The sequence below is a fragment of the Rhizorhabdus histidinilytica genome (genome assembly GCF_900167915.1).
GTDB lineage: Bacteria > Pseudomonadota > Alphaproteobacteria > Sphingomonadales > Sphingomonadaceae > Rhizorhabdus > Rhizorhabdus histidinilytica.
On record NZ_FUYM01000002.1, the window covers coordinates 1 to 21,968 of the forward strand.

The 21,968-nt window shown below is 68.2% G+C and carries 22 protein-coding genes and 1 tRNA gene; 6 read left to right on the plus strand and 17 right to left on the minus strand.

Going from position 1 to position 21,968, the window contains the following annotated elements:
- Positions 1–11 precede the first annotated feature (11 nt).
- A tRNA-Met gene (locus B5X82_RS03745) sits at positions 12–88 on the plus strand.
- 902 nt (positions 89–990) lie between these two features.
- Here B5X82_RS03745 and B5X82_RS27285 read toward each other — a convergent pair.
- Positions 991–1,218, minus strand: coding sequence for a hypothetical protein (locus B5X82_RS27285; RefSeq protein ID WP_176152458.1), 228 nt, complete (start codon positions 1,216–1,218; stop codon positions 991–993).
- Between the two features lie 2 nt (positions 1,219–1,220).
- Here B5X82_RS27285 and B5X82_RS27010 point away from each other — a divergent pair, with 2 nt between their 5' ends.
- Together B5X82_RS27010 and B5X82_RS03760 are read left to right on the plus strand one after the other, a co-directional pair.
- On the plus strand, positions 1,221–2,483 hold the full coding sequence (locus B5X82_RS27010) for a hypothetical protein (RefSeq protein ID WP_176152459.1): 1,263 nt from the start codon (positions 1,221–1,223) through the stop codon (positions 2,481–2,483).
- Between the two features lie 65 nt (positions 2,484–2,548).
- The gene (locus B5X82_RS03760) at positions 2,549–3,055 is read left to right on the plus strand and encodes a hypothetical protein (RefSeq protein ID WP_079646718.1); all 507 of its coding nucleotides are present in this window, start codon (positions 2,549–2,551) and stop codon (positions 3,053–3,055) included.
- A gap of 185 nt (positions 3,056–3,240) precedes the next feature.
- Here B5X82_RS03760 and B5X82_RS03765 read toward each other — a convergent pair whose 3' ends face one another.
- Genes B5X82_RS03765 through B5X82_RS03775 form a run of 3 tightly spaced genes read right to left on the minus strand, consistent with a single transcriptional unit; the run spans position 3,241 to position 5,988 of the window.
- A complete protein-coding gene (locus tag B5X82_RS03765) occupies positions 3,241–3,696 on the minus strand; it encodes an A24 family peptidase (RefSeq protein ID WP_079646719.1) in 456 nt (151 codons plus the stop codon).
- 29 nt (positions 3,697–3,725) lie between these two features.
- A complete protein-coding gene (locus tag B5X82_RS03770; protein ID WP_079646720.1) occupies positions 3,726–4,286 on the minus strand; it encodes a 2OG-Fe(II) oxygenase in 561 nt (186 codons plus the stop codon).
- Positions 4,287–4,326: 40 nt separating this feature from the next.
- Positions 4,327–5,988: a ShlB/FhaC/HecB family hemolysin secretion/activation protein gene (locus B5X82_RS03775; protein WP_079646721.1), complete on the minus strand. Its 1,662-nt coding sequence runs from the start codon at positions 5,986–5,988 to the stop codon at positions 4,327–4,329.
- Between the two features lie 682 nt (positions 5,989–6,670).
- On the opposite strand from B5X82_RS03775, the gene B5X82_RS03780 reads away from it, so the two are divergent.
- Positions 6,671–7,669 carry a ParB/RepB/Spo0J family partition protein gene (locus B5X82_RS03780; protein WP_235862588.1) on the plus strand — a complete coding sequence of 333 codons (999 nt, stop codon included), beginning with the start codon at positions 6,671–6,673 and terminating at the stop codon, positions 7,667–7,669.
- A gap of 146 nt (positions 7,670–7,815) precedes the next feature.
- On the opposite strand, the gene B5X82_RS03785 is transcribed toward B5X82_RS03780, so the two are convergent.
- The 12 genes from B5X82_RS03785 to cpaB all read right to left on the minus strand — a co-directional run bounded on the left by B5X82_RS03785 (position 7,816) and on the right by cpaB (position 18,746).
- Positions 7,816–8,697 (minus strand): response regulator, encoded by an 882-nt coding sequence (locus tag B5X82_RS03785; RefSeq protein ID WP_079646723.1) that lies wholly within the window; start codon positions 8,695–8,697, stop codon positions 7,816–7,818.
- 221 nt (positions 8,698–8,918) lie between these two features.
- Positions 8,919–9,332, minus strand: a complete 414-nt coding sequence (locus tag B5X82_RS03790) for a TadE family protein (RefSeq protein ID WP_223811044.1) — start codon at positions 9,330–9,332, stop codon at positions 8,919–8,921.
- 18 nt (positions 9,333–9,350) lie between these two features.
- Positions 9,351–9,542, minus strand: a complete 192-nt coding sequence (locus tag B5X82_RS03795; protein ID WP_079646725.1) for a Flp family type IVb pilin — start codon at positions 9,540–9,542, stop codon at positions 9,351–9,353.
- Positions 9,543–9,619: 77 nt separating this feature from the next.
- Complete coding sequence (locus B5X82_RS03800) at positions 9,620–11,350, minus strand: TadG family pilus assembly protein (RefSeq protein WP_079646726.1); 1,731 nt, start codon at positions 11,348–11,350, stop codon at positions 9,620–9,622.
- Positions 11,347–11,580: a hypothetical protein gene (locus B5X82_RS03805; RefSeq protein WP_079646728.1), complete on the minus strand. Its 234-nt coding sequence runs from the start codon at positions 11,578–11,580 to the stop codon at positions 11,347–11,349. The genes B5X82_RS03800 and B5X82_RS03805 overlap by 4 nt, the downstream gene beginning before the upstream one ends.
- Positions 11,577–12,257, minus strand: coding sequence for a tetratricopeptide repeat protein (locus B5X82_RS03810; protein WP_079646730.1), 681 nt, complete (start codon positions 12,255–12,257; stop codon positions 11,577–11,579). The genes B5X82_RS03805 and B5X82_RS03810 overlap by 4 nt, the downstream gene beginning before the upstream one ends.
- On the minus strand, positions 12,254–13,147 hold the full coding sequence (locus tag B5X82_RS03815; protein ID WP_079646732.1) for a type II secretion system F family protein: 894 nt from the start codon (positions 13,145–13,147) through the stop codon (positions 12,254–12,256). The genes B5X82_RS03810 and B5X82_RS03815 overlap by 4 nt, the downstream gene beginning before the upstream one ends.
- The gene (locus tag B5X82_RS03820) at positions 13,147–14,052 is read right to left on the minus strand and encodes a type II secretion system F family protein (RefSeq protein WP_223811043.1); all 906 of its coding nucleotides are present in this window, start codon (positions 14,050–14,052) and stop codon (positions 13,147–13,149) included. Before B5X82_RS03820 ends, B5X82_RS03815 begins: the two co-directional genes overlap by 1 nt.
- The gene (locus B5X82_RS03825) at positions 14,049–15,398 is read right to left on the minus strand and encodes a CpaF family protein (protein ID WP_079646734.1); all 1,350 of its coding nucleotides are present in this window, start codon (positions 15,396–15,398) and stop codon (positions 14,049–14,051) included. The genes B5X82_RS03820 and B5X82_RS03825 overlap by 4 nt, the downstream gene beginning before the upstream one ends.
- A complete protein-coding gene (locus B5X82_RS03830; protein ID WP_079646735.1) occupies positions 15,395–16,558 on the minus strand; it encodes an AAA family ATPase in 1,164 nt (387 codons plus the stop codon). The genes B5X82_RS03825 and B5X82_RS03830 overlap by 4 nt, the downstream gene beginning before the upstream one ends.
- Positions 16,558–17,853, minus strand: coding sequence for a type II and III secretion system protein family protein (locus B5X82_RS03835; protein WP_079646736.1), 1,296 nt, complete (start codon positions 17,851–17,853; stop codon positions 16,558–16,560). The genes B5X82_RS03830 and B5X82_RS03835 overlap by 1 nt, the downstream gene beginning before the upstream one ends.
- Positions 17,850–18,746 (minus strand): Flp pilus assembly protein CpaB, encoded by an 897-nt coding sequence (gene cpaB / locus B5X82_RS03840; RefSeq protein WP_079646737.1) that lies wholly within the window; start codon positions 18,744–18,746, stop codon positions 17,850–17,852. Before cpaB ends, B5X82_RS03835 begins: the two co-directional genes overlap by 4 nt.
- A gap of 489 nt (positions 18,747–19,235) precedes the next feature.
- Here cpaB and B5X82_RS03845 point away from each other — a divergent pair, with 489 nt between their 5' ends.
- Complete coding sequence (locus B5X82_RS03845) at positions 19,236–20,390, plus strand: sensor histidine kinase (protein WP_079646738.1); 1,155 nt, start codon at positions 19,236–19,238, stop codon at positions 20,388–20,390.
- Positions 20,391–20,718: 328 nt separating this feature from the next.
- Positions 20,719–21,000, plus strand: coding sequence for an Lrp/AsnC ligand binding domain-containing protein (locus B5X82_RS03850; RefSeq protein ID WP_012049702.1), 282 nt, complete (start codon positions 20,719–20,721; stop codon positions 20,998–21,000).
- Here the strand turns inward: B5X82_RS03850 and B5X82_RS03855 are convergent.
- Positions 20,973–21,938 (minus strand): LysR substrate-binding domain-containing protein, encoded by a 966-nt coding sequence (locus B5X82_RS03855; protein WP_079646740.1) that lies wholly within the window; start codon positions 21,936–21,938, stop codon positions 20,973–20,975. The genes B5X82_RS03850 and B5X82_RS03855 overlap by 28 nt on opposite strands.
- Positions 21,939–21,968: the final 30 nt, after the last annotated feature.

The following is a 21,968-nucleotide window of genomic DNA, read 5'->3' on the forward strand; positions in this document are numbered from 1 at the left end:
AACCCAAGTGTCGCGGGGTGGAGCAGCCCGGTAGCTCGTCAGGCTCATAACCTGAAGGTCACAGGTTCAAATCCTGTCCCCGCAACCAACACTCCACCAGCAAAACACAACACGCACATACCACCACCACCCCGCCAGACACTCCGTCTCGCGGGCCGCAACCGCTCGCACCCATATCCCCAGTCGCCGCCGCCCTTTAACGCGAAAGGCGGCATCGTTGCGCCCTTTGCGTACACGCAAATCGACTGCGATGAGCGGACATGGCCGCCAGTGGCCGGCCCGGCGGCGCGACACTGGCCCGATGGCGCTTCGTGGCGTTTGCCGGGATTGGCCGAGCGTAGTCTTACGCGGCTTTTGCATCCGGTTTGAACCTGACCCCGACAGCGGCCCGTATGGGAGCTTTGCGAAAGCACCGACGGACTTTTCGGACGATGATCTCCTCCCATCCGAGCTTTGCGAGGCTGTGAAGCCGCATTGCGGCGATGGGTCTGCGTCGCTCATTTTTCACAGAACGTTGACCCCTGCGGATCGCGTGGGATGCCGCCGTATCGGTTTCTGTTGAACAGCGAAAACACCCCGTCCGCTGCCTAGAAAGCGGCGTCGCCCTTCGTCATGCGACGTCAATTGGGGTAAAGATCATGTCGAATTCCGCCTATCCGCATTCCGTCAGGCGGCGCCTGCTGAGTGCGAGCGCCCTGTCGATCCTGCTTCTCGCTTCCGCCTGCTCCGACGGTATCGGCTTCGATATCGGCAAGGGCGCCGGCCCGACTTCGCCGTCCGGCCCCAGTGGACCGTCTGGCCCCAGTGGACCGTCGGGCCCGAGTGGACCGTCTGATCCGAGCGGCCCAGGTGGCCCGAGCGGCCCCGGGGGCCCCTCCGGCCCCGACGGTCCCTCCGGTCCGGGTGGCCCCACCGGCCCCACCGGCCCCGGCGGTCCGACCGGCCCAGGAGGCCCGACCTCGCCCAGCGGTCCGACGGGACCTGCTGGACCTACCGGACCGACAGGGCCTGCGGGACCCACCGGGCCGACCGGCCCTGGCGGACCAACCGGACCTGGCGGACCGACCGGTCCTGGCGGACCGACTGGTCCGGGCGGCCCGACGGGACCCACGGGGCCGACGGGACCAACCGGCCCGACTGGCCCGACTGGCCCTGGCGGACCGACTGGTCCGACCGACCCGACAGGGCCGAGCGGTCCCTCGGCGGCTCCGGGGACACCGGTGGGCATCTCGATCGGCGGCACTTCGCCGCTGGGCCCGACCGGACCAAGCACGCTGATCGGCGCCAATATCCTGCCGGGCGGTGAACCCTCGACCGGGACCCTGGCCACCGTCGACCTGCTGACCGGGGACGGCACTGTCGCCGACGTCAAGTTGCCGACCAGCGCCGAGGGCCTCAGTGACGGCCTCGCATCGGTCGGCTCGCTTGTTGGCGCCGTCGCCGGCCAGCCCATTGGGGATGCGGTCACCGGGCTGACGGACCGGCTCGCGCCGACATTGAGCCCGGTCACCGGCGCGGTCGACGGCATCCTGTCGCCGGTGCTGGGCGCGGCCAACAATGCGCTCTCGCCGCTCACCGACCCGCTCGTCGGATCGGACGGCGCGCTCGCGCCGCTGACGGGGGCGGTGACCGGCCTGCTCGACGGGGTGGTCGGCAACCTGCCGGGCACGCCGCAGAGTGGCGCCTTCGCAGGACCGCTTGCGGGGATCGACCTGGCGGGCTCGAAGCTCAGCGGCGCATCGACCGGCGATACGCTGGTCGGGCTCAACCTGCTGCCCGGCCCGGCCGGCGCTACGCCGGTCACCGGCACGCTGGCGACGGCCGGCCTCCTGTCGGGTGGGCAGGTGGTCAGCCTCGGCCTGGCCAACACGGCGCCCGGCGTCGAGGCGGGCCTGCAGCCGGTCGTCAACCTGACCGGCGCGCTGCTCGGGCCGCAGGTGGGTGGAACGGTCGGCGAGCTCAGCTCGACGCTGGCGCCGCCGGTCGCGGCGCTGACCTCGACCGTCCAGACGATCGCCAACCCGATCGTCAGCACGGTCAACACGCTCGCGACCCCGGTCGCGGGGCCGCTGCTCACTCCGACCGGTCCGCTCGCGCCCGTCACCAATATCGTCCAGACCGCGGTCTCGACGGTCGGCTCGGCGCTCGCCAACACCGGCGGGGGAACCGGAGGATCGCCGTCGGGCCCGGGGGACATCCTCGCCCCGGTGACCAATGTGGTCGGTTCGGTGCTCGGCGGCGGTACAGGCGGCTCGCCGTCCGGGTCGGGCGACATCCTGGCGCCGGTCACGGGCATCGTCGGTTCGGTTCTCGGCGGAGCCTCGGGTGGTTCGCCGGCCGATCCGGGCGCGGTCCTCGCGCCCGTCACCGGTCTGGTCGGATCGGTTCTCGGTGGAGCGGGGGGGACCGCGCCGACCGGACCGGCAGGACCTCTCGCCCCGGTCACCAACCTGCTCGGTGGCCTGCTGGGCAGGGGCTCCTGACCGCCTCCCGGCCCGCCTCCCATGGGCGGGCCGGGAGCAACCCCTACATCAGAGGCGTCCATCAGATGCTCAATGAAATCTCCTCGAAGCGCGGCGGCGAACTGCTCGACGAACGGCTGTCCTCGCCGGTGCGCTTTCCGTCCTGCCGCCTTCTGTCGAGGGGGGACTGCATCGTCGACCTCCAGGGCGAAGACGCCTCTCGCGAAGGCGGCAGTGACGGGCCCAGCGATCGAGTCCATGTCGGTTCGGTCGTCTGCCTCGATCTGCCGCTGATCGGCCTGCGCAACGCTCGGGTGCTATGGATCCAGGCGGGGCAGGCCTGCTGCCGACTGCTCGTTCCGCTCACCGAGAGCGAATTGCGGGCGTCGGTCGGCGAAAGCCGTCCTGTCCCGCCGCCGATCCCCCGCCCCGTCGGGGGCGGGGTGGCCCAGGCGGTGGAGATCATGCGGATCCCCACCGGCCCCGCGCTCCGACCGGTATCGAGCCTCGCCGACGGGATCGACCGCATGGTGATCCTCAGCCTCACCCTCGTCCTCGCCACCTGGATCGCGCTTTACGTCCTGCCCTTCTGATCCCCTTTCAGGGATTGCCCCAAGGAACGCTTCGGAGAAGCTTTGCTCCCGGCAAAATCTCCGGTCTGTCCGTCCACCCCAAGCGGACCCGGCAGCGTTCGTTGTTCAGCAGGGCGGGATTGTTCCCGTAGCTTTGCGTAACCCCAAGCCGCCGTCCGCTCCCTATAGCGGCGGCGGCTTTCGTTTCAGATCATGAAGGGGAGACGGCCGGCCAGCGGCACGGCGGCGGCGATCGCTATCGCCACGCCATAGGGCACGCCCCGTGCGGTCGCGCGCCTGCCGAACGGCAGGATCAGCAGCGCGAGGATCGCGCCCGTCACGGCCATGATCGCGGCCGCTTCCAGCGCTTCGTTTCCCGGAAGCCACAGCAGCAGCGCAGCGCTCAGCTTGACGTCGCCGCCGCCCCATGCCCGGATCGCAAACAGCAACAGGAGCAGGGGGAAGGCGACCGCGATCACCACCGCCTGCCCGATGAGGCGGGCGAGGAGATCGGGCGCCGCGGCGAGCCAATAGGGTGCCGCCAGCAGCGCGATCAGAACGACGAGGCGGTTCGGGATGATGCGCGACCGGAGATCGGCGATGGCGCAGGCCAGCAGGATCGCCAGCACGGCGACGACGAGCGCGGCGGCCACGCCCGGCATCGGCGGGCACGCCGCCCCGGACCCCGCGATCAGCGCCAGCGGGGCCCCTCGACCCAGGAAACGAGGCTGCGGCGGACGCCGCCGGTGACGGGCAGCACGCGATGCTGCATCCAGGACGGGAAGATCAACAGGCTGCCCCGCGGCGCGAACAGGGCGCCCGGGTGCTGCAGCCCGAAGAATTCGAAGGCGCCGCCTTCATAATCGGACGGGTCCGACAATTGGACCACCAGCGACAATTTGCGGTCGTAAGGGCGGGTCGATTCCAGCCATACGTCCTGATGCCAGTCATATTTGCCATGGCTGGTGCCATGATATTCGGTGAACTGCAGATCGAAGGGGGCGACGATGTCGACACCGAAATTGGTACGGTTCGATGAGACGACGAAGCTCATCAGCCGGGCGACGATCGCCTGCTCCGCGCCGGTGTCGAGCCAGCGCACCACCGAGGAGCGATAGCCGTCGTCCTGTCTCGTATCCTTGGCGAAACCGACCGTCGCCGTCTGCGGCGCATAGCGCAGCCCGCGCTCGATGATGTGGTCGCACTCGTCAGGCGACAGCGCCGATGTCCAAACCTCCCAGACATTGTTCATCGCAGCGCCTCGCTATCGATTTTGCGTATCCGCAAAAATGTCAGAACCCATATCCGAAGCTGCCGAACAGCCGGGCCTTGCGGCTGTAGCCCGGGCCGGGGCGATCGATCGGAACCGCGACCTCGACGCCGAGGCGCACCTTGCCCAACTGGAGACGGACGCCGCCGCCTGCCGACGCGAGCGAGAATTTCTCCGCGGCGATGCCGTAGAAGGGGCGTGCCTCGGTCCGTCCAAGCCCGCCGTCGACGAAGGCGAAAACCGACGTGCCCTTGATTCGGCTCTTCGGCAGGGGCAGCGTCCAGCTCAGTTCGGCGGTGCCGGTCGCGCCGCGATCGGCCGTCACCGTGCCGACACGGAAGGCGCGTCCCGCGCCCGAGCCGCCGAGCGCAAGCCGTTCGGTGACCGGCAGCTTGTCGCGGCTATATTGCGCATTGGTGGTCAGCTTCGCGATCAGGTTCTTGGTGATCGCGTTGACGACCACGGTCTGGACGTTGACCTTGGTGAAGTCCTTTTCGGTGAAGCCTGCGAAGGCCTTGGCATCGAGAATGTCGAGGCCGCGGCTGACGACGGCCGTCATCGCATAGCCGCTCTTCTCGGCCGATCGCGAGAAGCTCGCGCCGAGCCGGATCGCGCGCGACCGATAGTCGCCGAAGCGGGTGTCGAGATAGTAGTTGCTGCTGTCGATACCATCGAGCGAGGCGCTGACCGACAGGTTGGTCTTGTAGGAGCGGATCACCGGATAGCTCAGCGAAATCCCCGCCAGGGTCGCGCGTCCGTCGATGTCGCCGAGCGTGGCGTTGCGCGACTGCGACTTGAGACGCGCCGCGGTAACGGTCGCGGTCATGCCGTTGCTGGCGATCGGCGTCGCATGGCTGACCGTGTAGAACTGGTAGCGATCGGGATGGAGCGGCAGATAGGCGCTGACCTTGGTGGTGTCGCCTTCGCGCAGCAGATTGTTGGCGGTCACGGTCGCCTGCGCCTGGAAAGCGCTGGTCACGTTGCTCACGCCGTTATTGTCGATCGCGATGCCGAGATGGAAAGGGCGGCGGCGAAGCGTGAGATCGAGCGCGAGCGAGCCGGCGGCGTCGAGCTGCCGCACCGACGCCTCGACCGTCTGGCCTGGCATGTCGCGCATCAGCGACAGGCTTCGCTCGAGCACGCTCTTGCGCAGCGGCGTGCTGCGCATGATCCGCGCGATATGCGCCTTGACGAGTTCGGTCGGCGCGTCGTCGGGAAGTCCCTTGATGCTATATTGCTTGACCGCGCCTTCGACCAGCTGGACCGTCAGCACGCCCTGTTCGAGCCGCTGGGCGGGGATCGCCACCGAATAGAAGGCGATGTCGCTCTGCGCATAGACCTTGCCGACCGCTTCGACGATCGCCTTGAGCACGTCCTGGGTGAGTGCCTGGCCGCGATAGGTGGTGGTGATCGCCTCCAGCGTCGCGAGCGGCAGCGAGCTTCCCGCGAAACGGATATTGGTCAGGTTCACCGCCGCGGCGGAAGCGGCGACGTTGAAGGCAGGCCGGGGAATCGAGACGCGCGGCACACCCGGCAGAGTCGGAACGACACGATCGGTCCGATCGCGATCGATGACCGGCGCCTGCGCGCGGTCGGCCTGGATGTCGGCTGCAGCGGGAGCCTGGGCTCCCAGCGGTGAGGCGAGACTCAGCCCGAGCAGGGCCAGGGCTATACGCGGCTTCATCGCTCAAGCACTCCACGGATTACACATACAGGGCAGACGATGCTGCCGTTCCCGGAGCGCCCCTGCCGCTATCGGCGGTACCGCAATCACCGTCGCTTTCACGCGGAACAACAACCGGAGCGGATGGAATCCGACCACTGCCGGTCACGCTTCGCCCTGGGCGACGGTCCCTGGCGATCATCCGGGAAAACAAGGCGGAATCGATGCCGCCGGGAAGAAAGGGCGGATAGGCCGGCGGCGCCGCCCGGCAGGGGCAGTCCGGCCCGGATTTTCGGAGCTGTTCCCTATTCAGCAAGCAAAAAGCGGACGGAAATCACACTGTTCCAGTCGAGATTGTCGGCGTCGATCGGAGACGTCGCGGGAATTTTCGATAAGAACCGATCTGGACCCTGTTTTTCTGGTAAATAAATGGTTATTTTTGAAGGATATGGTTAGCTGATCTTGTCGGGCCGGGAAGATTCTCGATCGGATCGGACATTTCATCATTCATCGCCGATCAGGGCTGTCGGTGAATTGGGAATCCCAGCACCGGGTCCGCGCTTTCCGTGCAGGTTGCGGATACGCAAAGCTGCGCTCTCATGGAACCGGATCGGATCGATCTCGGCATTCTCCCCCCGCCACGCGCCATTATGTTGCGTAGCGCATCACGCATCTGCGTTCCGGAGGGGGTATGGGCAATTTCATGAGAGAGATCTTCGGGGATATCTCGGGCGGCGGCACCGCGCACAAGGCGGGGCCGACGGGGGAGGGCGGCGACCTGGCCCATCTCGACGCGCGGCTCGCCGGAGCGGTGCGGAGCGGTGGCGACAGCACCGGGATCGTGATGCTCCAGCCCGCCGAATGCGTGGTCTGGGACGGTAATCCACGCGACGTCCCGCGGCTGACGCCCGAGGGGTGCCGGAGCCTGATCGAGTCCATCGCGTCGGAAGGCGGCAATCGCATTCCCGTGCTGGTCCGGCGGGCGCGCGACGGCGCCGAGATTCCCTATGAACTGCTGGTCGGCAGCCGGCGGCGCTTCGCCGTCGACTGGCTCAACCACAATGGACGCCCGGAGCTTCGGTTGAGTGCCCTGATCGTTGATGTCAGTGACGAGGAGGCTTTCCGGATCGCCGATCTGGAAAACCGCGAGCGTGCCGACATCTCCGAAATCGATCGCGCCCGCAGCTATCAGGCGGCGGTGGACCGCTTCTATGGCGGCGTCCAGTCGAAGATGGCGCAGGCGCTGAGCCTGTCGAACAGCCAGCTCAGCCGCTTGCTGTCGCTGGCGCAACTGCCCGAGGCGGTGGTCGACGCCTTTCCCGCGCGTACCGAACTGCGCGTACGGCACTCGGAAGTGCTGACCCCGCTGCTCCGTCGGCCTGAGCTGCGCGCCGCGATCATCGAGGCGGCCGTGGCGATCGCCGCGCAGCAGCAGCAACGGACCGCCAATAAACAGCCGTTGATCGCGGCGGCGGCGGTGCTGTCGCGGCTGCGCCAGGCGGCGACGTCGGAACCTTCGAAGCCCGAGCCGGTGGCGCTGATGGCGGGCGGTACCAAGGTCGGCGTCATGCGGCATGGTCGCGGCGGCGTCGTCGACGTCAGCCTGTCGGTCGGCGGCGATGTCGATGTCGACAGCCTGTTGGCGGAACTGGGACGCCGCCTCCGCGATGCCCGACAGGAGGGAATGACGCGGGCAGCGTGAACGACCATGTTCGCCATTCCCGCGAAAGCGGGAAGCCACGGAAAGGGGCGCTGTTCGAGGCGAGGTGCCGCCGTCCATGGCTTCCTGCTCTCGCGGGAATGACGATGGGAACTGGCGATGTCCTGCGTGGAGTCCCTCTTTAGGGCTCAGTTCTTCCTGAGATCGGCAAGATAGGCGAGCAGCGAACTCTCGACATCGGGGCTCAGCCGCAGGAAGTCGCGCCGGCGGTCCTGCGCGTCGGGCAGGCGTTCGAGGATATTGTCCCCTACCAGCCGATTGATCAGCCGCAGCGCGGTCGTTGTCGGCGCGCCCGATGCGATACATGCGCTGGAGACCGAGACCTCGCGCCCGTCAAGCTTGGCGGCGAGCAGGTCGAGCAGGACCGACCATGTGCAGTCGCCGAACAGCCGGCCGTCGAGCAGCGCCCGGCGCTTGGCTTCCTTGCGAAGCAGGTCGCGGACGAATTCCGCGCTCACCGGCTCGTCCGACGCCGGCTCGGGAACGGGAGCGCTCTTGCCGAAGGATGGCAGCGCTTCGTCCATCAGATTCGACAGGCGCTGAATCTCGAGGCTCAGCGTCGTGAGCTGCGAGGCGAGCGCCTTGCGGGTCGAGCTTTCGGGCTTGATGCCGCGCACGCGCAACAGCGCGTTGCGAAGGTCGTCGCGGGTGATCGGTTTCTGGAGGATGTCGACCACCGATGCCCGCACCGCCGCCACGACGAGGTCGAGCGTCGCATGTTCGGCGACCATGATGAAGCGCAGTTCGCGCCCCTCGTCGGCGGTCCGGGCGGCCAGATCCTCGGCCAGGCTGATGCCGTCGAGGCCGGGCAGGTTCTGATCGATGATCAGCGTGGAAATCGAGCGGTTGCCGATCTTTTCGAAGGCTTCGGCAGGAGATTGCGCCGCAAAGGAAGGAAATCCGAACGAATGAAGCATGAACTGGCACTCGTCGATCCAGTCGACATCATTCCCGATGACGAGAACGGCCTCAACAACCTCATCCGCCTGTACGACGTCAAAGAGCGTCATGTTTCCCCTCTTCCTCGGATATAAGCTCCGATTACCCCCTTACCCAAGAAGTCGGTGTCCGATGCCGGTTCGACTGTCGGGACTCCTTGCGTCAACCTAGACTGAGATTAGAAATCGTCCGGCCGCAACTACGGAATACTCCTTGTGACGTCGGCCTTGCCTTCCGTAACGGAAATGCCGCAAGGCGGCCGCGATCGTATGATAATCCATCTGGGCCCCGATCACGAATAGCTTCCATTGCCCACGATCACCGATGAGGTGATCGTCGGATTGGGCAGGGGCAGGATCGCGCCGTAGCGCATGATCGGGCTGCCGCTGATGTCGTAGCTGATCTTGACCTCGAAGCTGCCCGAGGTGCCGACGCCGGCCCGGATGTCGGGCTCGCTGCCGGCCGAGAGCATCAGGCCATATTCGTCGAGGACCTGCCGCGCCCGGGCGGTCGCGAGCGTGGTCCGTTCGCTGGTGCTCAGGCCGGCAAGCGCCGCGCGAGCGCCCTCGGCGGCGGCTTGCCGTACCCCGATATAGGTCGCGAAATAGGTCGAATAGACCAGGATCGCGAACATCAGCATGATGAGCGCCGGGGCGATCAATGCGAATTCGATCGCCGCGGCGCCCTTGTTTCCCAGACGAACCAAGTTGGTCACCTTCCCCGATCAGGAATCGCCGGGGAAGGAGATGACGTTGAGCATGCCCGACAGCTTGTTGGACAGGCCTTCGCCGAAATTGGTGGCGCCGGCGGACAGCGCGATGCCGATGGCGCCCACCAGGATCGCATATTCCACGGCCGAAGCACCCTTTTCCTCGCGGGAGAGGCGCTTCATCGTCGATCGAACGCACTTCAACATATCGAGTCTCCTCTGTTCCCCTCCAAAATCCCTACGCGACAGTTCCCGGCTGGAGGGTGCCGGCTGCCATTCTTTGATCAGACCAGCACGGGCACCCCGCAGCGCACGCCGGTGACCCAGACAGTCGCGGTGCCGAGCTGAATGCCCAGAGTGGCTAAAAGGTTGGTGACCAGCGGGTCGACGATGATGGTGAGGACATTGCCAACGGTAGGTCCGACGACCGCCAGAACAGGATTTAGAACAAGGCCGAGGTCGCTTCGGAGCAATCTAACCTGAATTTTCGATCCAAGGGTCGTCAGGAGCGGCCCAAGTTGCGATCCGCTGGCCACCGTGACCGGGGCTCCGGCGATACCAGGCTTGGTGGCGGAAGCCGGCCGGCCAATGGTTCCGTTCTGACGGCTGAAGGTGATGGGCTGCGCCGCCGCGATGGGATCCTCGGCCGCCGCCTTCAGGGAGAGGACTCCCCCCAATATGGTGGCCTCGTCGAAATCGGCGCTGCTGAGCGGCTTGAACGGCAGCGCCAGAGGATTGTTGTGCGCCACGCCGATATAGGCCTTCAGCAAGCTGGCCTGCGAATTGATCGTAACGACGGAGTCCTGATCGGCCTCGGACGTGCATCGGATGTTCGTTATGGTCGCGGAACCGGAGCCGATTTCGATGAGGACGGGAACCTTGGCCAAGGTCTGGAGACCGAGAAGACTGAGGACTGGACCGAGCCCGAGGACATTGAGGCTGACGTCCACATCGAGAAGCAGCCGCGTCACGGCGGTGTAGGCGCTGGTCTCGTTGGCCGGGCCATAGCCGAAGCGCGGATTGGACAGGACATCGGTCGCCATGCCCGCCAGCCGCACCGCCGGGGTGAGCGACAGCGACGGCGGCTGGCCGCCGGCGAGCAGCGCATAGTTGAGCAACTGGAAGGCGTTGATCCCGGCGCGCAGCGAGGTCTGCGCGCGGGCGTTGCCGACCGGCATCTTCTCCCACACGCCGAGGTCGGCGAGGCCGGTCAGCTTCACCTTGTAGCCGCTGCCGACCTGCGCCGAGAGGTTGAGCAGCAGCGTGCTGACCGAGGTCGAGCCCGCGTCCGCGGCGGCGTCGCCAGCGGCGCCGAGCACGTCGGAAAAGGCGATCGGGCTGCTCAGCAGCTCGGCATAGGTTCCGCTCCGGCCGGCGCGGACGGCGAGCCGGTCCATGAACAGGCCCATGTCGATGTCGCTGCCCATCAGCGTGGTGATCTGGGCGCCGGTGAGCGCGATGTTCCGGCCGGTCAGCAGGGTGAGCAACTGGTTGACCACGCCGTTGCTGAGGCCGAGCACGCCCGACGACACCTGCACCCCCGCCTCGTCGATCTTGGCCGCCGTCGCCGTCGCCTTCAGGTCGGCGATGGGGGAGGCGTTGCCGAGCAGCGCCAGCACATATTGGCTGCTGGGCTGACTGGTCTTCAGCCGCACGGCATTGGCCTGGCCGTTGCCGGGGCAGGGGCTCGCCGCGGCGCTCGCGAAGAAGCGCCCGGTCGGGGCGAGGTCCTTGTCGGGGCAGTAGCGCCCCGCCTGGATCGATTGGATGACGCTCGACGGATAGCCGTTGCGCTGGAGATAGTCCTGCGCCCGCGACAGCGCATTGGCGGGGTTGCCCGCGGCATAGAGCGCGGCAGCCTCGGTTGCGGCCTTGAGCCGCTTGCTGCCGGAATAGAAGGCGCCCACGTCGAGCGCGATCGCGGCCGTGCAGACCAGGCTCGCGCCGAGCATGGCGACGATCGGGGCGACGGCCGCCGACCGGTCGGACCAGAGGGATCCGAGCCGCGCGATCATCGCGGCCCCTTCTCCTCGTCGGGATCGAGCCTCTGGCCGATCGAGGCGATGTAGCGCTGGATGATCGCATCGGCCTCCTCCGGGATGAGACCGGCGCCGGCGCCGGTACGCGGCGGCGTCGCGAGCTGGCTCTCGATCACGCTCCGTGCCACGCCCCGGTGGAGGGCGGGTGGCGGCGGTGGCGGCGTCTCCGCGACGGTCGCGGCGGCCGCGATCAGGATCGCCATCATCGTCCGTCTTCCTTTCCCGGCTGGGCCGTCTCGGTGGCGAGGCGCTTCGCCTCGGTGGTGATGGTGCGCAGCAGCTCGGCCTGCGCCTTGCGGTTGCCGACCTTCCGGACGCCGGCGGATAGCTCGCGCTTCCGGCCGGTGACGGCATAAGCGAGCAGCAGGTTGTTGCGGATCACGGTCTCGCCGGGGGCGAGGTCGCAGGCGCCGCGCAGCTGTTCGATCGCGCTGTCGCCCCAGCCGGCACGAAGCTGGGCATAGCCGAGCGCGTTGCGCAGCAGCGGATCGGCGGGGCTCGCCACGACCGCGGCCTGGTAGCGCTCGCTCGCCTCGCGCCAATGGCCGCGCGCCGCGAGCGCATGGCCGCGCACCGCGTCCACCGTGGCATTGCCCTGGACCTTGGCGAGACCGGCGACGATCCGCTCAGCCTCGTCCACCTGCCCCAGGTCGAGCAGGCTGTTCACCCGCAACACCTGCGCGCCCACGTCGCCGGGGAAGCGTTTGTCGAAATCGTCGAGATAGGCGAGCGCCGCGCGCGGCCGCCCGTCGCTGCGGGCCTGGCCGATCAGCTGGAGATAGAGGCCGCGCGTCTGCGGCGCGCCCGGCTTGGCGGCCGGGGCCGCAGGCGCGACGGCGGGCGCGATCGCGAGCAGGAACAGGAGAAGGGGCCTGACGGTCATCGCGCTTCCGATCGGATCATGTCGAACAGGCTCGCCACGGGCGGGCCACCCACGACGATGAAGATGGCGGGCAGGAAGCAGGCGATCAGCACCAGCACCATCTGGACCGAGATGCGGCCGATGCTCTCGCGGGCATGGGCGATCCGCCGTTCGGTGAATTCGCGGGTGAAGGTGCGGAGCGCCGGCGCCAGCTCGGTGCCCTGGAGCAGTGCCTGCTGGAACAGCGACGCCAGCTCCTTGGCGCCGCCGACCGCGGTGCGCTCGGCCCAGCGGCCGAGGGCGGCGTCGTAGCTCATTCCGCGATCGAGATCGAACACCAGCCGGCGGACGGTCGACGCGAGCTTCGGGGTCGCCTCGCTCTCCTCGGTGGCGATCGAGCGGAAGCACTGGTCGAGGCTCAGCCCGCTTTCGAGCATCATCTGCATGAGATCGAGCAGGAAGGGGAATTCGGCGGTGATCGCGCGCTGCCGGACGCCCTTGAGGAAATGGAGCAGCCGTTTCGACAGGAGATAGGTGGCGGCGCCCGCGAGGATGACCGGCACCGGCCGCGACAGCAGTGCGCCGGTCGAGACCAGGTTGGCGATCGCAGCGATCGAGCCGGCGGCAGCGGTCGCGCCGAGCCGCAGCCAGAGGAAATATTCGATCGCGCGGGGATGGTGGATGCCGGCCTCGCGCAGTTCGCGGGCGATCTCGCTGCCGTCGCGCCCGCGCGGGGCGAGGAAGTGCGGGAGCTTGAGCCCGCCCCACAGCGGCTGTGCCGCCAGCGGCGACACGGTCCGGGCGATGCGCGCCTCGACCCGCTGCAGGGCGGAGAGCATCACCATGCCCCGCGCGGTCATCGCCGCGGCGGCGACCGCGAGCAGGAACCAGAGGAGGGCCAGCGCGCCCATCAGAAGCTCAACCGCTGGATGCGCGCCATCGCGATCGCGCCGACGATCTGGAGCGCCACCGCGACCAGCGCCAGGTTCCGGCCGCGCTGCGCGTCGAGGAAGAAGTCGAGATAGGCGTGGTTCGACAGCAGGAAGAACGCCGCCAGGATCAGCGGCATCACCGCGAGCAGCTTTGCGCTCACCCGTACCTCGGCGGTGGCGGCGGCGATCTCGCGCGCGACGCGGCCACGCTCGCGGATCAGCGCGGCGATGTTGGAGAGGATATGGGTGAGCGGGCCGCCATAGCGGATGTTGACCCGGATCGCCGACGCCAGCATCGAGATTTCGGTGAGGTGCAGCCGGGCCGCGACCTGTTGCAACGCCTCGCCGAGCGGCGCGCCGAGCTCGATCCGCCGGATCGCCGGGCCGAGATAGGCATGCACCGCCGGCGAGGAAGCGGACAGTGCGCGGGCGAGCGCCTGCGGCAGCGAGTTGCCGACCGCGATGAGCTGCCGGACGGCGTCGATGAAGAAGGGAAGATCCTCGATCAGCTGCTCGGTGCGGCGGCGGGCGCGGCGGCGCAGGTAGAAGAGCAGCGCGCCTGGCAGCGCGGTCGCCGCGACCAGCGCGGCGAGCGTTCCGAGCGCCATCAGCGCGCCGATCACGGCGAACGCGAGCGCGCCGCTGACCGAGAGCAGCAGCCGGCTGGTCAGCACGATCTGCGCGCGCGCCAGCAGCGGCGCCAGGATGTCGGGCACCGGGATGGTGTGCTGGGGCGCGGGCAGTGCCCCCGGACCGGCGCCGCGCAGATGGGCGGCGAGCCGCCGGTCGAGATGGGCGATCGCCTGCGAGCGGGCGAGCATCACCTCATAGCCCGCTGTCAGCAGCAGCACGGCCGCCAGCAGCAGGAAGGCGATCCCCGTCACCACAGCCGCTGGTCCTGCCGCTCGTCGCGGTAGGCGCCGAGCCGGTCCGCGAAATGCGGACGATAGGAGGAGGTGCGGAACTCGCCGAGCCCGGACATGGGCGGCTGCTCCTCGAACGAGAAGAGCTCGTTGAGCGAATAGGCGTCGCCCTCGATGCCGGTCACCTCGGTGACCGACATGATCCGGCGGCTGCCGTTGGTGAGCCGCTGGACATGGACGAGCAGGTGGACGCTGCTGGCGATGAAGCGGCGGGTGGCGCGGATGTCGTTCTGCAACCCGGCGAAGCCGAGCAGCATCTCCAGCCGGGAGAAGGCGTCGCGCGGCGAATTGCCGTGGATCGTCGCCATCGATCCGTCATGGCCGGTGCTCATCGCCTGCAGCATCTCGACCGCCTCGACGCCGCGAACCTCGCCGAGGATGATCCGGTCGGGCCGCATCCGGAGCGCGTTGCGCAGCAGTTCGCGCGATCCGATCTCGCGGCTGCCCTCCACATTGCCGGGGCGGGTCTCGAGCCGGACGACGTGGCTCTGCCGCAATTGCAGCTCGGCGGCGTCCTCGATGGTGATCAGCCGCTGGGTCTCGTCGATGAAGCTCGACAGCATGTTGAGCAGCGTGGTCTTGCCCGCGCCGGTGCCGCCGCAGACCAGCACGTTGAGCCGGCCGCGCACGGCGGCGGCGAGGAAATCGGCCATGTCCGCACTCATCGACTGGCGCTCGACGAAGTCGGCGATCGACATCGTCTGCATCCGGAACTTGCGGATCGACACCATCGGCCCGTCGATCGCGACGGGCGGGATGACGATGTTGACGCGTGATCCGTCGGCCAGCCGGGCGTCGACATAGGGGTTCGCCTCGTCGACGCGCCGGCCGATCTGCCCGACGATCCGGTGGATGATGTTCATCAGGTGAACATCATCCTGGAAGCGCGTCTCGACGCGGGTCAGCTTGCCGCCCCGCTCGACATAGACGCGGTGCGGTCCGTTGACGATGATGTCGTCGACGGTCGGATCGCGCAGCAACGGCGCGAGCGGACCGAAGCCGCTCACCTCGTCCTCGATGTCCTCGATCAGCAGCAGCCGTTCGGCGCTGTTGAGCGCGAGCTGGCCGCGGCGGCTGCGGCTGGTGATCGCGATCTCGATCTCCTCGCGCAGCGGCCGGCTTGCCGCGCCGTCGACCGCGTTGCCGCGCGCTTCGAGCTGCTCGATCACCTGGGCATAGGTCTGCGCCTTGGCGAGCTGATAGGCATCGCTCATCCGCTGGCTGACCGGCGACGCGACGACCGTCGCGCCCGGCTCCGGCGCCGCGGCGCGCGTGGGCTGCGCGAAATCCTCGACCAGCAGGCTCATCGTCCGATCCCGATCCGGCCGGCGAGCGCCTTGAGGCGATCGACCTGGAGCTCGATCGGCGAGCGCTGGGCCGGCGGCAGGCCGGCGACCCGGCGGACCGCGTCGACATAGGGCGTGGCGCCGCCGGCCGACAGCGGGGTGCCGGCGTTGAGTGCGTTGCGCAGGCGGACATGGTCGACCGGCACGGCCATCGACCGGGTCAGGCCGAGCGCATGGGCGACCCGCTGCCCGTCGAGCAGGATGCGCGGGTCATGGTCCCAGACCAGCAGGCGGATTCGTTCGATCATCGCCGCGTCGAGCTCGAGCTTCTCGATCAGCCGGCGGGCGAGACCGAGCTCGCGGATCGATTGCGAGCAGAGCAGCTCGATCCGGTCGGCGGAGCGGATGAGCTCGCGGAGCAGCCCCTGGTGGCGCAGACTGCCGGCGCACAGCGTGACCTCGTCGAAATTGGCGCGCAGCAGCCGGACCAGCCGGGTCACGTCGTTGGCCGCGATCCCGGCGGGTTCCTGGCCGGTGCCGCCGTCGAGGGTCAGCAGCATCAGCCCGGTCGCCTCGTGCCGGGCGAGCGAGTTGGTGAGCAGCGTCCCGTCAAGCCGGTCGATATCGGCGATCGCGGTGGCGATCCCATAGCCGACCTGCACGTCGAGGTAGGATTCGGCGATGCTCGTCGGCATGGTGCAATCGACCAGCAGATGGTTGCCGCCCGCCTGCGACCGCTGGATCGCGAGATCGGTGGCGAGGACGGCGGTCGCCTCGACGTCCGATCCGAGCAGGATGGTGAGCGGCGCGGCGCGGCCGCGTTCGACCAGCGCGCCGTTGAGCAGCCGCGACAGCGTCTCGGCCGCCTCGGCCTCGTTGATCGAGCGGGCGAGGACGTCGCTCGCGCCGGCGCGGATCGCCTGCAGGACGATCTCGGTGCTGCGCTCCTCGCTGGCCAGGACGATCGGCCGGCCGCCGGCCTGGGCGGCGACGGTGGTGATCGCGCTGCCCAGCGAGCGTTCGGGCGGAAGCGCGGAACGGTCGAGCACGATCACGGTCGGGGCGGCGATGATCTCTGGCTCGAGCGCCTGGACCATGTTGACGGGGACGCGGCCATCGAGCGCGGAGGACAGCCGCTCGGCGAGGTCGCGGTCGACCGAAAGAAGAGTGATCGTGCTCATCAGCGCCTCACCACGCCGAACGGCGCCCTGCTCTGTTCGAGACCATCGGTGCCGACGATCATGTCGCCGATCGTCGGGTCGACCTCGTTGGTGGTACCGGGCAGCGGCGGGATCTGGCCGGGGTCCATCGGGCCGACCAGGCGCGGCGTCGCGACGATGATCAGCTCCTGGCTCTCGCGCTGGTTCTGCTGACGCTTGAACAGCGCGCCGAGCACCGGGAGATCGCCGAGGAAGGGCGTCTTCTCCTTGCTCACCACCGAATTGCTGTAGGTCAGGCCGGCGATCACGAAGCTCTGGCCGCTGCCGAGCTGCACGGTCGTCTCTGTCGAGCGGCGGCGCAGGCCGGGGACCATATAGCCCTGCAGCCGCACCCCGTTTGTATAGTCGAGCTCGCTGACCTCGGGGGCGATCTTCAGGACGATGCGGTCCTTGCTGAGCACGAAGGGTGTGACCTTCAGCCGGACGCCGAACTCCTTGTACTCGATGCCGATCCCGTTGCCGTTGCCGGTGTTCTGCGGAACGGGGATCGGCACCTCGCCGCCAGCCAGGAAGCTCGCTTGCTCGCCCGACCGGACCAGCAGGGTCGGCTGGGCGAGGAGCTGCGACAGGCCATTGCTCGACAGCGCGCTCAGCACCGCGGTGATCCCGCGATTGGGCGCCGAGAGGAACAGGTTGAAGGCGTTCTGCAGCGGAGCGGTCGCCTCCAGCGACAGGCCGCTGGAGGTGCTGTTGAAGCTGTTCAGTGTCGCCGGCGAGACGATCGCGCCCTGAAGATCGCCGCTGAGCTTGGAGAAGTTGAAGCCCAGCGCGCGCAGTGTCGAAGAGGAAACGGCCGCGAACTGGACGTCGACGGCGACGACCTGCTCCCCGCTCACCGAGATCGCGTTGGCCGGGGTCCGGTCGGCGGAGGTCCGCTGGAGCGCGGTGCGCGCCGCCAGGCCGTCGACGGTACCGGATAGCGATCCGTCGTCCTCGTCGCTGCGCACCTCACCGGTCGCGCCGTCCGGCAGGCCGACCGAGATCGCCGTCCGGCCCATCAGCGATCCGTCGGCGGCAAACACCGACAGCGTCGCGAAGCCGGTTCCGATCGCGGTGATGCCGAGCGAGCGGCGGCTCGGCGCCCGCACCGCGATGACGCCTTCGCGATCGACCTGGATGCGCGCGATCGGCTTGGGATAGTCGAGGACGCGCTTCACCTTGAGCTGGAGCGACAGACTGTCCTCGGCGGCGGTCGCGGAGGCTGGCCCGAGCAGGGCGACGGCGGCGACGAGCGCGGTTGAAAGAAGCCGGGTCAATTGCTTGCGCTCCCGCCTGAGTAGATGATCTGGCGCTGGTCACCCACGACCAGCTCGATTTGCTGGGCCTCCGGCCTGGGACGCCGCGCGGGGCGGGGGCGGGCGGCGGGCTTCGTCTGCGCCTGAGCCTGGGCCATCTGCGGCGCCTTCGCCGCGGGCTGACCGACCAGCTCGCGATCCGCCGGATTGCGGAGCGACAGGTAGATCGCCCCCCGCGCCTTGGCGAGCGACAGCGTCGAGACGTCCGCCGGCGTCAGCGCCAGCGTCACGTTGCGGGCCTGGGCCGGCTGCGATTCGAAGGCCGAGCCGCTTTTCTCCTCATTGGCCGGACCGCTGCCGATCACGACCTGGCCGACGGCGAGCACCTCGACCATCTGCAACAGGGTCGCGGCCTGGCTGCTGCCCGAACCGCGCATTCCCGCGATCGCATCCGAGCCGGGATAGACGACCTGGATGTCGACGCGGTCGCCGGGACGGACGAGGCCCGCCACTGCGATCTCGGATGTCGTGTCGATGCTGATCGCGCGCATTCCCACCGGCACGCGCAGCGCCAGCTTGTCCTCCGCGGCGATCGCGGTGCGCGGGATGGCCGCCCCGGCGGCGATCGGCCGCGTCGCGACCTTGCCGATGACCTCGGCCGGCGAGGCGGTGGCGGCCTGCAGCGCCTTGGGCGCAGGCCCGTTGCGGACGAGGTCCGGCGAGAGCGTCTCGCCGGTCTCGATCCTGCGGGCGGCGATCGCGAAGGCGGCTGGGGGGCTGCTGTCCACGATCGCCGCCACCGGAAGCGGGCGTGTGGGGGAGGGACGCCTGAGCTCCCGGAAGCCAAGGATGATGAACAACAGCGCGAACAGCAGTCCAGCAACCACGGTGATCTTGGCCCTGGTCCCAACCATCGGTACGCAACCCCCCATGTCCGATACGCAATTGCGACTTCGCAAAACGCGGTTTCCGGCCGTTTTCGGGCCGGCATCGGGTCTGGAGGAACAATATCGCCTTCAACCGGCCTTGGGTGGCTGAGAAGAAACCGGTCCGGTTTTAATTTTCTTGGTGAACGGCTTTCGAAGTGTGGGTGGAAAATGCGAGGAAGCCCGCAGCCGGAACATGCTTAACGCGGTTTCGAAACCGATCTGAATATAATTCTCTCCAAAAGGGATAGGACCGCTGTGGCTGCAATTGGGGCTTTAACTTAGATTTAACTCAGCGCAGCGCACTGCGAATCACATGCGCGCGCGAGGGATGGGGACTCGCGGACGCCGATATCTTCTGCCCCCTCTGGTCGCGGCGAGTCGGATCGCGCTGGAAAAGGGGTGGGTTTGCGGATAGCATCCCGGCCGGGTGGCGCCGGCAGTCGCTCTCCCCATGATGAACGGCGGAGAGATTGCTTGCATCGACGGCCCGGTCTCCTCTTCTCCGTCGCGTTCGGGCTGGCGGCGCTCGTCATCGCCGCCAGGGGTGACGCCTCCCTTCCGTCGCACCTTCTGATCGCGGCCGCCGCGGGAGCGCTCATCGGGCTGGGAAGCCGGCTCTGGATGGTGTCGTTCGGCCTGGCGATGCTGGCCTGGGCCGCGACGCATCTCGCCGCGTCCGGCCCGGCATTGTGGCTCGCTTCGCTCAGCCTGATCCTGGCGGCGGTGCCCCGGTCGTTGGCTATATCGCGCCCGCCGATCCAGGCGCTGGCAGCGCTGCCGCTGCTAATCGCGATCGGGCTGCTGCCGACCGCGCAGGGCCTGACCGGCTGGGCCGCGTTGCTTCTCGCGCTCGCCTGCGTCGCGGCGACGCTCTATGGCGCCTGCCTGATCGCCGCCGTGATCGTGGAGGGCGGCGGGCCCGCGACGCTGCCGATAAGGTCCGATCGCGTCGGGGCGATCGCCCGCCACTTCCTGCTCGGGCGGATCGCGCCGGGCCTGTCACATGATCTTGGCCAGTCGCTGAACGTCATCATCATGGCGAACAGCAACATCGCCTATATCGTCGACCAGCTCGATCTGTCGGCCGAGGAACGCTCCCAGCTCACCGCCCGGATCGCCCGGATCGGCACCCATTCGGACATGGCGGCGGGCATGCTCGGCCTGCTCCGCTGGTTCGGCCGGGACGATGCGCGCGACAAGGGGCCGATGACGGTGGGCAGCGCGCTCGAACGCGCGATCGCGGCGGTGCGGCCGCAGGCCCGCGCCGCGCGCATGGCGATCGAGCTGCGCGGCGATGCGCTCGATTTTCCGGCGGCGGCGCGGCAGGGCGCGATCGAGATGATCGGTGTCGCCACCCTCCTCGACGTGCTGGCGACGACCGGCGAGGAGGATGGCGGCGCGTCCGCCGGACGCATCGTCCTCGACGCCTCGCACGACGGCGGCGAGGTGGCGGTCCGCCTGCTCTGCGAACGGATGCCGCCCGAGGCGATGCGGCGCTCGCCCGTCGATCAGGTCACCCTCGACCTGGCCAGCGACTTCGCCGGCCAGTGCGGCGGCGAGGTCCGTCAGGTCCGTCGCCGCAACGATCCGGTCCAGATGGTGATCCGGCTGAAGCTCGCCGCGATCTGAACAGCGAGCATTTAATTCGGTGCGCCCGTCTCCTGAGAGTCTGACGCAAAAGTCCCCGCTCGCCCTGAGGAAGCATTGAGCCTAGTCGAAATGCTGTCTCGAAGGGGCGTTCGAGGCTGGAATGTCCTTCAATATGGGCCTTCGCCAAAGCTCAGTCCCTCCTCAGGATGAGCGGTAAGGCACTTTCCGGTCAGCCTCTCAGGATGGGCGGGCCAGATTAAAGCGCGATGCTCCAAGTCCTCGGTCGACAGGAAAATTGGATGGGCTATCGCCTTACCCGACCGGCGATGCTTTAATCGCCACCGCAGGTGGGCAGGGACGTTCCTTCATGATGCAGCGCTTCTTCGTTTTCGTCCGGGCCGATCCCGGAAAGACGCATGACCTGGGCCTCGCCCTCGCGCAGAGCGGGATCGAGCATATCCGCGACATCAGCTCGATCAGCGGCAAATGGGACCTGCTGCTGCGGGTCGAGATCGACAACCGGCGCGACATTTCGGAGGATGTGATCGCGAAGCTGTTCAAGCTGCCGCACATCCGCAAGACCAAGACGATCGTCGCCTACAAGGTCTACGACCCGGCCGACTATACGCTCGACGACGACTTCGGCTGATCGCCGGCCTCGTCGGGATAGAGCTCGGCGGCGGTGGCGCGCAGCTCGGCCGCCACGGCTTCGGCTGCGGGCGAGAGCAGCGTACCCTTGCGGCGCGAGATGCCGATCGTCCCGACCGGGAACGCCGCCGCCGGCAGGATCGTGGTCAGCCCGTCGCGGTCAGGGCCATGGTCGATCACCGGCCTGGGCCAGACTCCGAGCATGTCACTGTCGAGAAGCAAGCGGTGGTTCGTCAGGAACGAGATCGATTCGATCGCTGCCGGCGGGGAATTCAATCCGGCGTCGTGGAACAGCGCCTCGAACTGCCGACGTAGCGTGGTTTCGGGCGGCGGCAATATCCAGTCGAAGCCGAGCAGTTCGTGCAGCGGCACGCCCGCGCGGCCGGCGAGCGGATGGCCTCGGCGGGAGACCACCGCGAAGGCATCCCTGAGCAACGGCTCCTGGTCGACGTCGTTGCGGTGCCGGATCTGCGACAGACGGCCAAGCACGAGGTCGAGCTCGCCCGACAGAAGGCGCGGCATCAGATGGTCGTTGGTGCCCTCTACGATGCGCAGGCTGATGTTGGGCCGGGTGCGGCGGAGCCGGAGCAGCGTCGTCGGGAGCAGGTGGCTCGACGCGGCGAGCAGCGTGCCCAAGGCCACCGTGCCGCTGGCGCCGGTCGACAGCGCCTGCAACGCCATCGACGTCTGGCCGAGCTGGGCGAGGATGACACGCGCGTGGCGGACGAACTCGCGGCCGAGCTCGGTTGGCTCGACGCCGCGGTTGCCGCGGAAGAACAGCGGTGCGTGCAGACTGTCCTCAAGGTCCTGAAGCAGCTTGCTCGCGGTCGGTTGCGACAGGCCGAGCGCACCGGCCGCGCGCAGGATGCTGCCATTCTCGGCAATCGCCACGGCGAGCTGGAAGTGCCGCAGCCTTGCCCATTGTTCGAACGACGCCATGGCGTCCTGGTATCGGAAAATGGAATATCG

Coding starts and splice junctions, on each gene's coding strand:
- B5X82_RS03775 (WP_079646721.1), bottom strand. CDS start 5,988: ATGAAGCCGCGTATAGCCCTGGCCCTGCTCGGGCTGAGTCTCGCCTCA.
- B5X82_RS03825 (WP_079646734.1), bottom strand. CDS start 15,398: ATGAGCCTGCTGGTCGAGGATTTCGCGCAGCCCACGCGCGCCGCGGCG.
- B5X82_RS03795 (WP_079646725.1), bottom strand. CDS start 9,542: ATGTTGAAGTGCGTTCGATCGACGATGAAGCGCCTCTCCCGCGAGGAA.
- B5X82_RS03765 (WP_079646719.1), bottom strand. CDS start 3,696: ATGCCGGGCGTGGCCGCCGCGCTCGTCGTCGCCGTGCTGGCGATCCTG.
- B5X82_RS03855 (WP_079646740.1), bottom strand. CDS start 21,938: ATGGCGTCGTTCGAACAATGGGCAAGGCTGCGGCACTTCCAGCTCGCC.
- B5X82_RS03805 (WP_079646728.1), bottom strand. CDS start 11,580: ATGATGGCGATCCTGATCGCGGCCGCCGCGACCGTCGCGGAGACGCCG.
- B5X82_RS03810 (WP_079646730.1), bottom strand. CDS start 12,257: ATGACCGTCAGGCCCCTTCTCCTGTTCCTGCTCGCGATCGCGCCCGCC.
- B5X82_RS03815 (WP_079646732.1), bottom strand. CDS start 13,147: ATGGGCGCGCTGGCCCTCCTCTGGTTCCTGCTCGCGGTCGCCGCCGCG.
- B5X82_RS03850 (WP_012049702.1), top strand. CDS start 20,719: ATGATGCAGCGCTTCTTCGTTTTCGTCCGGGCCGATCCCGGAAAGACG.
- B5X82_RS03780 (WP_235862588.1), top strand. CDS start 6,671: ATGAGAGAGATCTTCGGGGATATCTCGGGCGGCGGCACCGCGCACAAG.
- cpaB (WP_079646737.1), bottom strand. CDS start 18,746: ATGGTTGGGACCAGGGCCAAGATCACCGTGGTTGCTGGACTGCTGTTC.
- B5X82_RS03770 (WP_079646720.1), bottom strand. CDS start 4,286: ATGAACAATGTCTGGGAGGTTTGGACATCGGCGCTGTCGCCTGACGAG.
- B5X82_RS03800 (WP_079646726.1), bottom strand. CDS start 11,350: ATGATCGCGCGGCTCGGATCCCTCTGGTCCGACCGGTCGGCGGCCGTC.
- B5X82_RS03830 (WP_079646735.1), bottom strand. CDS start 16,558: ATGAGCACGATCACTCTTCTTTCGGTCGACCGCGACCTCGCCGAGCGG.
- B5X82_RS03760 (WP_079646718.1), top strand. CDS start 2,549: ATGCTCAATGAAATCTCCTCGAAGCGCGGCGGCGAACTGCTCGACGAA.
- B5X82_RS03785 (WP_079646723.1), bottom strand. CDS start 8,697: ATGACGCTCTTTGACGTCGTACAGGCGGATGAGGTTGTTGAGGCCGTT.